This is a genomic window from Pseudomonas rustica (assembly GCF_018336155.1).
GTDB classification, from domain to species: domain Bacteria; phylum Pseudomonadota; class Gammaproteobacteria; order Pseudomonadales; family Pseudomonadaceae; genus Aquipseudomonas; species Aquipseudomonas rustica.
The window spans coordinates 498056-511214 of sequence record NZ_JAGYHF010000004.1; the positions used below are offsets into that span (position 1 = coordinate 498056).

Sequence of the window (13159 nt, forward strand, 5' to 3'; positions counted from 1 at the left end):
CAAATGTAGGAGTGAGCCTGCTCGCGATTGAAGCGACTCGGTTTTGGAGGGCGCGCGGTCTAGAAATCGCGCTTGTAGAAGATATCCAGCGAACTCGCGGCTTGGTTTTTGTGTTGCCCGCGCGGACGCCTTCGCGAGCAGGCTCACTCCTACAAGGGAACGCATTCCAAATGTAGGAGCGAGCCTGCTCGCGATTGAAGCGACTCGGTTTTGGAGGGGAGCGCGGTCTAGAAATCGCGCTTGTAGAAGATATCCAGCGAACTCGCGACGCCGCTCGCCGCTTCGACGTAGACCTTTTTGCTCAGCTTGTAGCGCAAGGCAATGGTGCTGGCCGGTTCAAACACGCCAACGCCATAACGCAAACTGAGCTTCTCGGTAATGTTGCCGCTGGCCACCACGCTAGTGGCATCGCCGCTGCCCGCCGTGTCGAGCTGGAAGTCCTGAATCCCGAGATCCTTGGCCAGACTACTGGTCACCCCGGCACTGCCCATCAAGCCCAACCCCAACGCCGCTTGCGCGAGCATGTTGTTGTCTTCGCCGTTGGTGCTCAGCGGACGGCCGAGTACCAGATAGGACAGCGCCTGCTCCTGGCTCATCGCCGGTTCGGAGAAGATCTGCGTGGTCGGCTGTTCGGCGCTGCCGCTGAGGCGGATACCGGCGATCACGTCGTCGGTCTGGCGAATCGCTTCGATGTCCAGATACGGCTGATCGATGGGCCCGGCGAACAGCAGGCGCGCACGCCGCACAGACAAGCGCTGACCGTAAGCACTGTATTTGCCATCGTTGAGCCACAGCTCGCCACGGGTGTCCATGTTGTCGCCGATGTGCACATGCCCCTGCACATTAGCGGTCAGGCCAAATCCGGCGAAGGCGAGTTTGTCGTCGCCAACCTCCACGTCGATGTCCATTTTCATGGCCATCGGCGGTTTACCCTCTTCGGTCTGGGCGCCGACGATGATCGTGTCGTCAGAGACTTTCACCGTCGATGGCGGCAGTTCACGCACGGTGATTTCGCCTTTCGGCACCCGCACTTTACCGGCGATTTTCAGCTCATCGCCGGCCATGGAAATTTTCAGATCCGGCGCCATTTCAAGCTTGGCGTACGGTTCGACGGTGACCGGCAACTGCGTGCCTTTCAACGCCAGATCGACCACCAGCGCCTGCCCCCAGGCGACGTTACCGTTCAAGCTGCCCTGCCCGCTCTTGCCGCTTTTCCAGCCGCCGTCCAGACGCACCGATTCACCGGCGATCAATGCGGTGAGTTGCAGATCCTGCAGCTCCATCGGCAACTCGGCGCCGGACACTTCGCCGTCACTGAGTTGCACCGTGCCGTTGACCAGCGGCGTCAGCAGGCCACCGGAAATCGTGCCGCTGCCGTTCAGGCGCCCAGTGAGTTTCTCGACCATCGGCACAAACGGCCGCGCCACCGACAGATCCAGACCGGTGAGGCGGAACGAGCCGCTCAGCGGTTTGTTTTTCGGCAGCGGGTTGAGCTGCGCCTGCACCATCAGTTCGCCGAGCTTGCCGCCGACGAAATTGAGGTCGGTGTCGACGCGCTTCGGCGTGAGTTTGCTGGTGAGCTTGAGCGTCTGGTACGGGAAGTCCAGCCACTGATCCTTTTCTTTCATGCGCAAAGTGCCGCCGCTGGCGTCGATGCTGACCACGCCGTTCGGGCCGCTGGCCGGCAAGTCCAGTTGCAGATCGGCATTGAGCTTGCCCTGCCAGGCGAAGTCTTTTGGCAACCATTGCGCGAGGCTTTCAATCGGGAATTGCTTGAGGTGATAGCGCAGTTTCGGCTCCGGCATCAGCCGTTGGTCTTCACCGCACAGGCTGGCATTGCCGGACAGCCAGCAATGCGCGCCGAAGTTGATTTTGCCGTCAGCCAGACGTTCGAGTTTGGCCGGGTTTTGCAGCTTCCAGTCCTGGCCACCGGCCTGAATATCACCACTGGCCAAACGGCCGCGCCAGTTGCCCTTATCCAGATTGCCGTCGAGACCGAGGGCCAGTTTCAGCTTCGGCCCGAGCAGGTCGAGGCTGAGTTTCTGGCTCTTGATGTCGCCTTGAGCGCTGGCGGTCAGCGTGCCCAAAGACGTATCACCGGCCTGAATGCCGCTGCCCTTGAGGTCGATTTTCGCCCGTTGCGCACTGTCGAGGGAGGCGTCGAGGTTGAGGCTTTGCAGGCGATTATCCTGGAACGCCAGTTGTGAACCTTGCAGACCGAGTTTGCCCTGCGGGGCTTTCAGCGTGCCGGCGACATCGACGCGGCCGTTGATCTGCCCGCGCAACTCTGGCCAAAGCTGAGCCAGACGCGCCAGTTTGATGTCGATCTGTCCGGTGAGTTTCTGTTGCAGACTGCCCTTGCCGTTGATGCTGTTGTCGCCGAGGCGGATTTGCAGGGCATTCAGGTTCCATTGCTCGCCAGCGCCGTCGGCCTTGGCTTGCAGGATCGCCGGTTGCCCACGCAGTTTGCCTTTGAGGTCGAGGTCAGCGGTCAGGCTCAGGCGTTCGTTTTTCATCTCGCCTTTGCTTTTCAGCGGCCCGGCCAAGGTGCCCGGCAACTCAGCGACCCAATACGCCGGGTTCAGCGCCGAGAGATCGAGCGCCGTGTCCCAGGCGATGCCGTCGGCGAACTGCACGTTGACGTGCCCTTCAGCCTTGCCCTGCCCGGCTTCCATTTTCAATTGCGGCAAAGCGATCTGCTTGAGGTTGCCGCTGAACGGACTGCTCAGAGTGAACGCGCCCGCCGGGCCATCGAGTGCGGCAGCGAAGTTGCCGAGGTATTGACCGTCGGTGTAGGAGACTTCGCCAGTGAAGGTACGCAACGCAACTTGTGGCTCGTCGATTTCGTTATAGAGCCGGTGCCACGGAAAGTCCTGCCAATTGATGTTGGCTTGCGCCGTGAGGCCTTTGCTCCAGTCGACGCTGCCGGTGAGCTTGAGGCTTTGCTTGTCGTTGGCGCTCAGGTCGAGGCCGGCGATTTGCGCGCCACTGGCGTCAACTTTGCCTTTCAGCAACAACGCGACCGGGCCTTGATCGGCGGGCAGCGCAGCGTTGCCGTTTAACTGGTAACCGTTTTTCAGGTCGCCTTCGGCGGTCAGCAGCAGTTGATTGAGTTGAAGGGTGTCCGGCAGATCGGCGCTCGGTTTGAACGCGTCGCTGGTGATGCGCAGCTTGGCCGGCAGGTTTTCCACCAGTGGTTGCAACTCGCCGTTCAATTGGCCGTCGAGGTAGCCACGACTGTCGGCGTGCAGGTTGAGGGTTTTCAGCAGGTCGCCGTCGATTTTTAGCGCCAGCGTCCATGGGCCCTTATCCGGCGATGGCAACGTCAGGTCACCGGCGATGTTCAGCGGCCAGTTACCGCTCGGCGCGAGGGTGCCGGACAGGTTCAGGCTGAGGTCGTCGCGCTGCAATTTGATGCTTTCAATCTGCATGCCCTGCGCCGTCCAGTGCGCCGCCAGTTGCAAGCCCTTGAGTTGCTCGCTGCCGTTGAACAGCAGGCTACCAACTTGCACGTCGCCCAGCTCGATGGCCACCGGCAATTGCAGATCCGGCAGTTTGATCGGGCCGCTTTCAGTGGTTTCTTCACTCGGCGGAAATTGCAGGATGACCTGATCAGCCTTGAGCTGTTCGATGCACAACGTCATGCGCGTCAGGCACAGCGGCGACCAGGCGAAGATCGCCTTGTTCAGCTCGACGCGGCTGGTGTCTTGCTGCCAGAGCAGATGATCGGCGCTCCACTGACCGCCGAGGCGACCCTGAAAATTCTCGACGCTGAGGCCCGGCACCAGACCCAACACCCAACGGCTGCCGGCCTGCGTGCCGAGCACCGTGGCGACGCTCAATACAATCAACAACACCAGCGCCAATAGCGTGAGTGCCGTTATTTTCAAACCACGCTTCACAGCTCAGGCCCCATGGAAAAGTGCAGCCGGATGCCGCCATCGTCGTCGAGTGCATGGGCCAGATCGAGGCGGATAGGCCCGACCGGCGAGACCCAGCGCACACCAATACCGACCCCGGTCTTGAGGTTCGGCAGTTCGAGTTTATTGAAAGAGTTGCCCTGATCGACGAAGGTCGCCACCCGCCATTTCTCGGCGATCGAGTATTGGTATTCGACGCTGCCGGCGACCATGTAACGGCCACCGATGCGATCGCCCTCGGAGTTTTCCGGGGACAGGCTCTGGTAGTCGTAACCGCGCACGCTCTGATCGCCACCGGCGAAGAAGCGCAGCGATGGCGGCACCGATTTATAGCCGTTGGTGGCGCTGCCGCCGACCTGCACGCGACCGAGCAAGCGGTGTTTGTCGAACACCGTGGTCAGGCCTTTGACCAGCGCGGTGCCATATAGAAGGTTGTTATCGGAACCGAGGCCTTCTTTCGCCACTTTGCTTTCGAAGCTCAGGCGATAGCCGTTGTGCGGGTCGATGCGGTTGTCGCTTTTCAGGTACGAGTAGCTGATGCCGGGCATCAGCAAAGTACTCAGGCCTGAGTCGTCACCGAGTTCGTACTCTTCGCGCTGCCATTTCAGCGAGATCACCCGCTGCCAGCCGCTCGGCAATTTGCTGTGCCATTCCGGGCCGAAGGTCAGCAGCTTGCTCAACGTGTCGGAGCCGTCGATGTCTTCAAATTGATAACCGCCGGCCCAGCGCAGTTTGTCGGTCAGTGGCGGGTCGAGCGGGATGTCGTAGAACAGCCCGACGTTTTGCCGTGGCGCCGAGAGTTCGGCCTCCCAGCCATAACTGTCGCCCTGCGGGTTGACCCAGTGGCGCGTCCAGTTGGCTTTGATACGTGGGCCGACGTCGGTCGAGTAACCGAGGCCAAGGCCCATGGTGCGCGGTTTGCGTGTGTCGAGTTTGACGTCGACCGGGATCACATCATTCTTCGCGGCAGTCGGTGCGGCATCGACGCGCACGCCTTCGAAATAGCCGCTCGATTGCAGGTCGCGGTTGAGTTCGGCGATCAGCTCCGAGTCGTACGGCTCGCCTTCCTTGAACGGCACCATGCGTTGCAGCAGGTCTTCGTCGAACGGCGTGTCGCCTTCGAATTTGACTTTGCCCAGCGCGTAACGCGGGCCGCTGTCGTAGATCAACTCAACGTCGGCCACACCCGCGCGCGGGTCGACCAAGATTTTTTGACTGGTGAAGTGGCCGCTAAAGAAGCCGAAGCGTGAAGCCTGATTCTGAATAATTCTTTTGGCGTCTTCATAACGCCCATGATTGAGCACCGCGCCGGACTTGAGCACGTCGCTTTTCGGTACACGAAAGGATTTGAGGGAGGCAGCCGGGCCGTCGACACGGATGGTGACGTTGCGCAGACGAATCGGTTCGCCGGGATCGATGTTCAGCACCAGGCGCGGTTTTTCGCCGCCCTTCACGTCACTATCAATCTGCGGCTGGTAGTAGCCCAACGCCTGGGCCGCTTTGCGCGCCTGCTCTTCGGCACCGCGACTGAAGCGCAGCAAGGCTTCTTCGTCACGGTCACCGAGGCTGCCGATATAGCCTTCTATATTGGCCTTCAGTTCATCGTTGGACGGTTTGATCCGCACATCCAATTCACTTTGCGCCAGCGCCGCGCAGCTGGATAACAGCATGAGCACGCCACTGGTAAATCTTCCTGGAAACTTCATAGGCGCGGATGCTATCACGAGCTTGGGAGCGTGATAGATCAAGACTTGTCCCGAAAAGTTCGACGCTCAAGCAGTCGCCGTTTGTAACACTTGTGGATTGGCGTGGAAAAATACGTGTTCTCGCACCGGGCCGACGGCAACCTCGCCGATCTCCTCGTAACCCTGCCTTTTATAGAATTCCAGATAACGTGGATTGCCGGTGTCGAGCACCACGCCTTGCGAGGTTTCATCGACGGCGCACCAGTTGTGCACGGCGGTCAGCAGTTGCTCGCCAAAGTGTTTGCCCTGGAACTGCGGATGAATGCCCAGCAGCGGCAGCATGTGCACTGACTCGGTCGGCACGCACGCGGAAACGGCGTCGTGGTATTCGAGATAGCGGCGGGTGCAGCGGAAACCGGTGCTGAGCACCATGCGCAGGCGCCAGGCCCAACTTTCGGTGATGCCCAAGCGTCGTTGCGGTGGCGCGATCAGAGCGATGCCGATCAAGCGGTCGTTGACCAACAGGCCGATGGCCGGCAAGTCCTGGAGGAAATGCTGTTTGACCAATTCGCGCACGGTGGCGCGAACCCGTTGTTCGTAGCCTGGGCGCTCGGCTTCGAACAGGTAGCCGAAGGTCGGCTCGTGGCGATAGGCCTGATAGAGCAGCGATCGGGCTTCGCGGGAATAACCGCGGTCGAGCATATGAATGTCGGCGATGGCGGTCTGGGTTTCAGGCATGACAGTGATTCTCCCCGGGGCGCGTCAAATGGCGGCGCTCTTGTTGGTACGAACCTTTTGGCGTTGGCACAGTTCCCCACAGGTATAGACCAACCTTGGATCTTCATCGACCGGGCGGGCCCTATCGCGAGCAGGCTCACTCCTACATTTGGAATGAGTTCCCCTGTAGGAGTGAGCCTGCTCGCGATGGCGCCATTGCAGACACCAAAAATCCCACAGCCCAAAATGATTTCTCCCACCCCACACTGGCCCATCTCCCCCATGTCAGCTAGCATCGCCCTTTTGCCAGGACTGCCGACCATGAAGATCGTTTCCTTCAACATCAACGGACTGCGCGCCCGTCCGCATCAGCTGGCAGCGCTGATCGAAAAACACCAGCCGGACGTGATCGGCCTGCAGGAAACCAAAGTCCACGACGACCAGTTCCCGCTGGAAGAAGTCCGCGCCCTCGGCTACCACGTGTACTTCCACGGGCAGAAAGGCCATTACGGCGTAGCGATGTTGTCGCGTCAGGAACCGATCGCCATTCACAAGGGATTCGCCACCGACGACGAAGACGCCCAGCGCCGCTTTATCTGGGGCACCTTCGCCGACGCCAATGGCGTGCCGGTGACGATCATGAACGGCTATTTCCCACAGGGCGAAAGCCGCGACCACCCGACCAAATTCCCCGCCAAGCAGCGTTTCTACAGCGATCTGCAAGCACTGCTGGAAAGCCAGTTCCACAACGAACAACCGGTTGTGGTGATGGGCGATGTGAACATTTCCCCGGAAGACTGCGACATCGGCATCGGCCCGGACAACATGAAGCGCTGGCTGAAAACCGGCAAATGCAGCTTCCTGCCGGAAGAGCGCGAGTGGATGGCGCGCCTGAAGAACTGGGGCCTGACCGACAGCTATCGCCACCTGAACCCGGACGTGACCGATATGTTCAGCTGGTTCGATTACCGCAGCCGTGGTTTTGAAGATGAGCCGAAGCGCGGGTTGCGCATTGACGTGATTCTGGCGTCGCATGGTTTGCTGCCGCGAGTGAAGGCGGCGGGCGTGGATTATGAATTGCGCGGGATGGAAAAACCGTCCGACCATGCGCCGATCTGGCTGGAATTGAGCTAAAAATCAAAAGATCGCAGCCTGCGGCAGCTCCTACAATTGGAATGCGTTCCCCTGTAGGAACTGCCGAAGGCTGCGATCTTTTGATCTGTCATCTTTTGGTCATGCGCCTGACTTAATCTCCCCGGCAATCCCCTTGGCTTGATTCGGTGCCGGCATGACCCTGCGTGTTCTGTGCGTCTTTCTCTTGAGTGCGTGGCTGACGGTGTCGGCCGCCGGTTTGCCGGTGCCCGACGACGGCCCGGCGTTGCGCATTCAGGGTTCCAACACCATCGGCGCCGAACTCGGCCCGGCGCTGGTCGAAGGTCTGCTGCAACAGCAAGGCCTGCTGAAGATCCACCGCGAAACCCCGGGCACCGCTAACGAACTGCGCATTGTTGGCCAGACGGCTGAAGGCAAACGCGTGCTCATCGACGTCGCCGCTCACGGCTCCAGCACCGGTTTCACCGCCCTGAAAAACGCCAGCGCCGACCTCGCCGCCTCCTCCCGCGAGATCAAGGACAGCGAGCTGCTCAGCCTGCAATCCCTCGGCGATCTGAAAAGCGCCGCCGCCGAGCAAGTCATCGCCATCGATGGCCTGGCGATCATCCTTCACCCCGAAAACCCGTTGCAGCAACTCGACACCGAGCAACTGGCGCGGATCTTCGCCGGCGAAGTGAAAAGCTGGGAAGACCTCGGTGGTCGCGGCGGTGCGATTCATTTATATGCACGGGATGATCAGTCCGGCACCTACGACACGTTCAAGGAATTGGTGCTCAGTCGTCGTGGGAAAACGCTGAGCAGTGCGGCGAAACGTTTCGAATCCAGCGAGGAATTATCCGACGCAGTGAGTAGTGATCCGCAGGGCATTGGATTTATCGGTTTGCCTTACGTGCGTCAGGCCAAAGCCGTGGCGATTGCCGATGGCGCGTCGCAATCGATGCTGCCGCTCAATAGTCTGATCGCCACCGAGGACTATCCGCTGTCTCGGCGACTGTTCTTTTATCTGCCGCCGGACAGCAGCAATCCATGGGCAAAAGCGCTGGTGGCGTTTGCGCAAAGTCGTCAGGGCCAGGAGATTGTTGCGCGCAACGGTTTTATCAGTCAGACCGTGCACGCCATGACGGTCGCGCCGAATGCGCTGATGCCCGAGGGTTATCAATCCCTCAGCCGTCACGCCCAACGTCTGACGGTGAACTTCCGTTTTGAAGAAGGCAGCGCGAGTCTGGACAACAAGGCCCGTCAGGATCTGGCGCGGGTGTTCGACTATATAAAGCGCCATGACAAGACCGATCGTGCGGTGACGCTGGTGGGTTTTGGTGATGTAAAGGACGACCCGGCGCGCGCGGATTTGCTGTCGAAGTTGCGGGCGATGGCGGTGCGACGGGAGTTGGTGAAGAGCGGCGTGGTGTTGCGCGAGGTGCGCGGGTTTGGCGCGCAGATGCCGGTGGCGACCAACAGTGCGGATGAGGGAAGGATCAAGAATCGGCGGGTTGAGGTTTGGGTGTATTGATATCCGCCAAATCGTTCCCACGCTCCGCGTGGTAATTCCGCCATGGACGCTCAGCGTCCACTGTGACGCGGAGCGTCACGGGATGCATTCCCACGCAGAGCGTGGGAACGATCAAATGTTCAGGCCCTTTCGCGAGCAAGCCCGCTCCCACAGGATCTGTGACGTTCACAAATCCAATGTGGGAGCGGGCTTGCTCGCGAAGGGGGCGACGCGGTCTTACTGACCGCTACGCAACATTTCCTTCGGCACGTATTTGCCGATCTCAAACTTGCCAATCGCCGCACGGTGCACTTCGTCCGGGCCATCAGCCAAACGCAATGTCCGTTGCATCGCATACATATAAGCCAGCGGGAAATCGTTCGACACCCCTGCCCCGCCATGCATCTGGATCGCCCGATCAATCACGCGCAGCGCGACATTCGGCGCAACCACCTTGATCTGCGCGATCTCGCTTTTCGCGATTTTGTTACCCACGGTGTCCATCATGTACGCCGCTTTCAGCGTCAGCAGACGCGCCATGTCGATCTCCATGCGCGAGTCGGCGATCTTGTCGACGTTACCGCCCAGACGCGCCAGCGGTTTGCCGAAAGCAGTACGGCTTACCGAACGTTTGCACATCAATTCCAGCGCACGCTCAGCCATGCCGACCGAACGCATGCAGTGGTGAATCCGGCCTGGGCCAAGACGACCTTGCGCAATTTCAAACCCGCGTCCTTCACCCAACAGTACGTTTTCGTACGGCACACGCACGTTGTCGAACAGCACTTCGGCGTGACCGTGCGGCGCATCGTCGTAGCCGAACACTGGCAACGGACGAACGATTTTTACGCCCGGCGTATCGACCGGCACGAGAATCATCGAATGCTGCGCATGGCGCGGTGCATCGGGATTGCTCAGGCCCATGAAGATCAGAATCTTGCAGCGCGGATCGCAAGCACCGGACGTCCACCATTTTTTGCCGTTGATCACCCACTCGTCGCCATCACGCACGGCGCGGGCGGCCATGTTGGTGGCGTCGGAGGAGGCAACATCGGGTTCGGTCATGGCGAACGCCGAGCGGATCTCGCCGCGCAGCAGCGGTTCCAGCCAGCGTTGTTTTTGCTCTTCGTTGGCGTAACGCACCAGCACTTCCATGTTGCCGGTGTCCGGCGCCGAGCAGTTGAACGGCTCCGGGCCGAGCAGTGAGCGGCCCATGATTTCCGCCAGTGGCGCGTATTCGAGGTTGGTCAGGCCGGCACCCAGTTCCGATTCAGGCAGAAACAGATTCCACAGGCCTTCGGCTTTGGCCTTGGCTTTGAGTTCTTCCATGATCGCGGTCGGCTGCCAGCGATCGCCTTCGGCAACCTGGCGCTCGAACACGGCTTCGGCCGGGTAAACGTAAGTGTCCATGAACGCGGTTACGCGCTCACGCAGTTCTTGCACCTTGGGCGAATAAGCGAAATCCATGAGCAGCTCCCGATGGTTAAGGCAGTTCTTCAGCAGAGGTTGTTTAGGTCATGCAATCGATGCTAGAACAGCGCTGATAATTTACCTAGCCTATTCTCGGCGTGTATAAACATTCATCACCGATATATGATCGGCTGATTGCCAGCCCCCCAAACACCGCACTAAATAACAAGAGAAGCCGCGTTATGAATCTGAGCAAGGTCGACCTCAACCTTTTCATCGTCTTCGACGCGATCTACACCGAAGCCAACCTGACCCGCGCCGGGCAGATTGTCGGCATCACCCAGCCGGCGGTGTCCAACGCGCTGGCACGGCTGCGCGAAACCTTCAACGACCCGCTCTTCGTGCGCACCGCCCAAGGCATGGTGCCGACGCCGATGGCGCAGAACATCATCGGTCCGGTGCGTAACGCGCTGTCGCTGCTGCGCGTGTCGGTTCAGGAAAGTCGTATTTTCAACCCGGCGCAAGCGGTCAAGACCTACCGCATCAGCATGACCGACCTCACCGAGGCAGTGATTTTGCCGCCGCTGTTCCAGCGCCTGCGCCGTCTGGCGCCGACCGTGATTATCGAAAGTTTCCTGTCGAAACGCCGTGAGACCACCAAGGAACTGGCGGCCGGGCGTCTGGATTTCGCTGTGGACGCGCCGCTCAACACCGACCCGCAGGTGCGCCACGTCAAGCTGATGGAAGACCGTTATGTGTGTGCGATGCGCAAGGGGCATCCGATGGCGGGCAAAGAAAAGCTGTCGCTGGATGATTATTTGTCGCTGACCCATATCCATATTTCCAGCCGCCGCAGCGGTCTGGGCTATGTCGATCTGGCACTGGGCAAAATGGGCATTCAGCGCAAGATCGCCCTGCGCTCGCAGCATTATTTGATGGCGTCGCAGGTGATGCAGCAGACGGACATGGTCATGACCGTGCCGGAACGCTTTGCCCGTCGGCATGAACTGCAGGCGTTTAATCTGCCGGTGAATGATGTGCCGCCGGTGGAGACGCATCTGTATTGGCATGAAAGCACTGACCAGGATCCGGCGAATCGCTGGATGCGCGAGCAGATGATTGAGTTGTGCCAGCAGGTGACGGCGCAGGAGAAGAAGCTGGATAAGCAGGTGGTTTGAGGAAAGATCAAAAGATCGCAGCCTTCGGCAGCTCCTACATTTGGAATGCGTTTTACTGTAGGAGCTGCCGAAGGCTGCGATCTTTTTCTTGCTTGACGTAAACGTCAACCTGCCATTAGCTTAGCGCCAAGACCTTTTTCCGAGCGCTTCCATGAGCAGCCAGACTTACAGCATTTCCGACCTCGCCCGCGAGCTGGACATCACCACCCGGGCGATCCGCTTTTATGAAGAGCAAGGCCTGCTCAGCCCTGAGCGCCGTGGCCAGGAACGCATCTACTCGCCGCGCGACAAGGTCAGCCTGAAGCTGATCCTGCGGGGCAAGCGCATCGGCTTCTCCTTGGCCGAATGTCGCGAACTGATCGAACTCTACGACCCGTCCAGCGGTAACACCAAACAGCTCAACAGCATGCTGGCGAAAATCACCGAGCGCCGCGAGCAACTGGAGCAGCAGTTGCTGGATATCGAACAGATGAAACTGGAGCTTGATACCGCTGAAGAGCGCTGCGTGCAGGCGCTTGAACAAACCCTCAAGAGCCAGCAGGCGATCTAACGGATCGAACACCATCCCTTGTGGGAGCGGGCTAGCTCGCGAATGCGATTTACCAGTCGACAAATATGTTTCTGATACAGCGCATTCGCGAGCAAGCCCGCTCCTACAAGGGTTCCTCATTTCACTCAGAAATTTGAGCAGGTCAGCCCATGTCACTCCCCTCCCAAGTACGCCTGATCGAAGTCGGCCCGCGCGATGGCCTGCAGAACGAAGCCCAGCCCATCAGCGTCGCCGACAAGGTGCAACTGGTCGATGCGCTCAGCGCCGCGGGCCTTGGCTATATAGAAGTCGGCAGTTTCGTTTCGCCCAAGTGGGTGCCGCAAATGGCCGGTTCCGCTGAAGTGTTCGCGCAGATCCAGCGCAAACCCGGCGTGACTTATGGCGCACTGGCACCGAACCTGCGCGGTTTTGAAGATGCCATCGCTGCCGGGGTCAAGGAAGTCGCGGTGTTCGCTGCCGCGTCCGAAGCCTTCTCGCAGCGCAACATCAACTGCTCGATCAGCGAAAGCCTGGCGCGCTTCGCCCCGATCATGGATGCGGCGAAGCAACACGGCGTTACCGTGCGCGGTTACGTGTCCTGTGTGCTCGGCTGCCCGTACGAAGGCACGGTCGCGCCGGAGCAAGTGGCGATGGTCGCCCGCGAGCTGTACGCGATGGGCTGCTACGAGGTTTCGCTGGGCGACACCATCGGCACCGGCACCGCTGGCGCGACTCGCCGCTTGTTTGAAGTGGTTTCAGCGCAGGTGCCACGGGACAAACTCGCCGGACATTTCCACGACACTTACGGTCAGGCGATGGCCAACATCTACGCCAGTCTGCTCGAAGGCATTTCGGTGTTCGACAGCTCTATCGCGGGCCTCGGCGGCTGTCCGTACGCCAAAGGTGCGAGCGGTAACGTTGCTACCGAAGACGTGGTGTACCTGCTCAACGGCCTCGGTATCAAGACCGGAATCGACCTGGACGCCTTGATTGCCGCGGGTCAGCAGATCAGCGCGGTGCTCGGTCGCCCGAGCGGTTCGCGCGTGGCGAAGGCGCGCAGCGCACAGTGAGGGGGGATGGTGTTACCGCTGTGTCTGAAATGTGGGCTTAAGCGAGTA

The 13159-nt window shown here is 60.0% G+C and carries 9 protein-coding genes; 5 read left to right on the forward strand and 4 right to left on the reverse strand.

All coding sequences use genetic code 11. The features are described from left to right. Window positions 1-227: 227 nt before the first annotated feature. From KFS80_RS10205 to KFS80_RS10215, 3 genes are all read right to left on the reverse strand, one after another. Entirely contained in the window at window positions 228-3902 is a 3675-nt protein-coding gene (locus KFS80_RS10205; RefSeq protein ID WP_212544718.1) for a translocation/assembly module TamB domain-containing protein, read from the reverse strand. Next, window positions 3899-5626, reverse strand: a complete 1728-nt coding sequence (locus tag KFS80_RS10210) for an autotransporter assembly complex protein TamA (RefSeq protein ID WP_212544719.1) — start codon at window positions 5624-5626, stop codon at window positions 3899-3901. The genes KFS80_RS10205 and KFS80_RS10210 overlap by 4 nt, the downstream gene beginning before the upstream one ends. A 66-nt stretch (window positions 5627-5692) precedes the next feature. After that, a complete protein-coding gene (locus tag KFS80_RS10215; protein ID WP_053121694.1) occupies window positions 5693-6343 on the reverse strand; it encodes a GNAT family N-acetyltransferase in 651 nt (216 codons plus the stop codon). A gap of 300 nt (window positions 6344-6643) precedes the next feature. Here KFS80_RS10215 and xthA point away from each other — a divergent pair, with 300 nt between their 5' ends. Both xthA and KFS80_RS10225 read left to right on the forward strand, forming a co-directional pair. Next, a complete protein-coding gene (gene xthA / locus KFS80_RS10220; protein ID WP_053121696.1) occupies window positions 6644-7456 on the forward strand; it encodes an exodeoxyribonuclease III in 813 nt (270 codons plus the stop codon). A 154-nt stretch (window positions 7457-7610) separates the two neighbouring features. Beyond that, complete coding sequence (locus KFS80_RS10225; protein ID WP_053121698.1) at window positions 7611-8945, forward strand: substrate-binding domain-containing protein; 1335 nt, start codon at window positions 7611-7613, stop codon at window positions 8943-8945. 216 nt (window positions 8946-9161) lie between these two features. Here the strand turns inward: KFS80_RS10225 and KFS80_RS10230 are convergent, their stop codons facing one another. Continuing rightward, window positions 9162-10391 carry an acyl-CoA dehydrogenase gene (locus tag KFS80_RS10230; RefSeq protein ID WP_053121699.1) on the reverse strand — a complete coding sequence of 410 codons (1230 nt, stop codon included), beginning with the start codon at window positions 10389-10391 and terminating at the stop codon, window positions 9162-9164. 185 nt (window positions 10392-10576) lie between these two features. On the opposite strand from KFS80_RS10230, the gene KFS80_RS10235 reads away from it, so the two are divergent. The 3 genes from KFS80_RS10235 to KFS80_RS10245 all read left to right on the forward strand — a co-directional run bounded on the left by KFS80_RS10235 (window position 10577) and on the right by KFS80_RS10245 (window position 13111). Continuing rightward, window positions 10577-11512, forward strand: a complete 936-nt coding sequence (locus KFS80_RS10235; RefSeq protein ID WP_007917233.1) for a LysR family transcriptional regulator — start codon at window positions 10577-10579, stop codon at window positions 11510-11512. A 151-nt stretch (window positions 11513-11663) separates the two neighbouring features. Next, window positions 11664-12062, forward strand: coding sequence for a MerR family transcriptional regulator (locus KFS80_RS10240; protein ID WP_007917234.1), 399 nt, complete (start codon window positions 11664-11666; stop codon window positions 12060-12062). Window positions 12063-12211: 149 nt separating this feature from the next. Next, window positions 12212-13111, forward strand: coding sequence for a hydroxymethylglutaryl-CoA lyase (locus KFS80_RS10245; RefSeq protein ID WP_212544720.1), 900 nt, complete (start codon window positions 12212-12214; stop codon window positions 13109-13111). Window positions 13112-13159: the final 48 nt, after the last annotated feature.

Excerpts from the sequence above, each read along its gene's own strand:
- KFS80_RS10210 (WP_212544719.1), bottom strand. The coding sequence starts at position 5,626 with ATGAAGTTTCCAGGAAGATTTACCAGTGGCGTGCTCATGCTGTTATCC.
- KFS80_RS10215 (WP_053121694.1), bottom strand. The coding sequence starts at position 6,343 with ATGCCTGAAACCCAGACCGCCATCGCCGACATTCATATGCTCGACCGC.
- xthA (WP_053121696.1), top strand. The coding sequence starts at position 6,644 with ATGAAGATCGTTTCCTTCAACATCAACGGACTGCGCGCCCGTCCGCAT.
- KFS80_RS10225 (WP_053121698.1), top strand. The coding sequence starts at position 7,611 with ATGACCCTGCGTGTTCTGTGCGTCTTTCTCTTGAGTGCGTGGCTGACG.
- KFS80_RS10230 (WP_053121699.1), bottom strand. The coding sequence starts at position 10,391 with ATGGATTTCGCTTATTCGCCCAAGGTGCAAGAACTGCGTGAGCGCGTA.
- KFS80_RS10235 (WP_007917233.1), top strand. The coding sequence starts at position 10,577 with ATGAATCTGAGCAAGGTCGACCTCAACCTTTTCATCGTCTTCGACGCG.
- KFS80_RS10240 (WP_007917234.1), top strand. The coding sequence starts at position 11,664 with ATGAGCAGCCAGACTTACAGCATTTCCGACCTCGCCCGCGAGCTGGAC.
- KFS80_RS10245 (WP_212544720.1), top strand. The coding sequence starts at position 12,212 with ATGTCACTCCCCTCCCAAGTACGCCTGATCGAAGTCGGCCCGCGCGAT.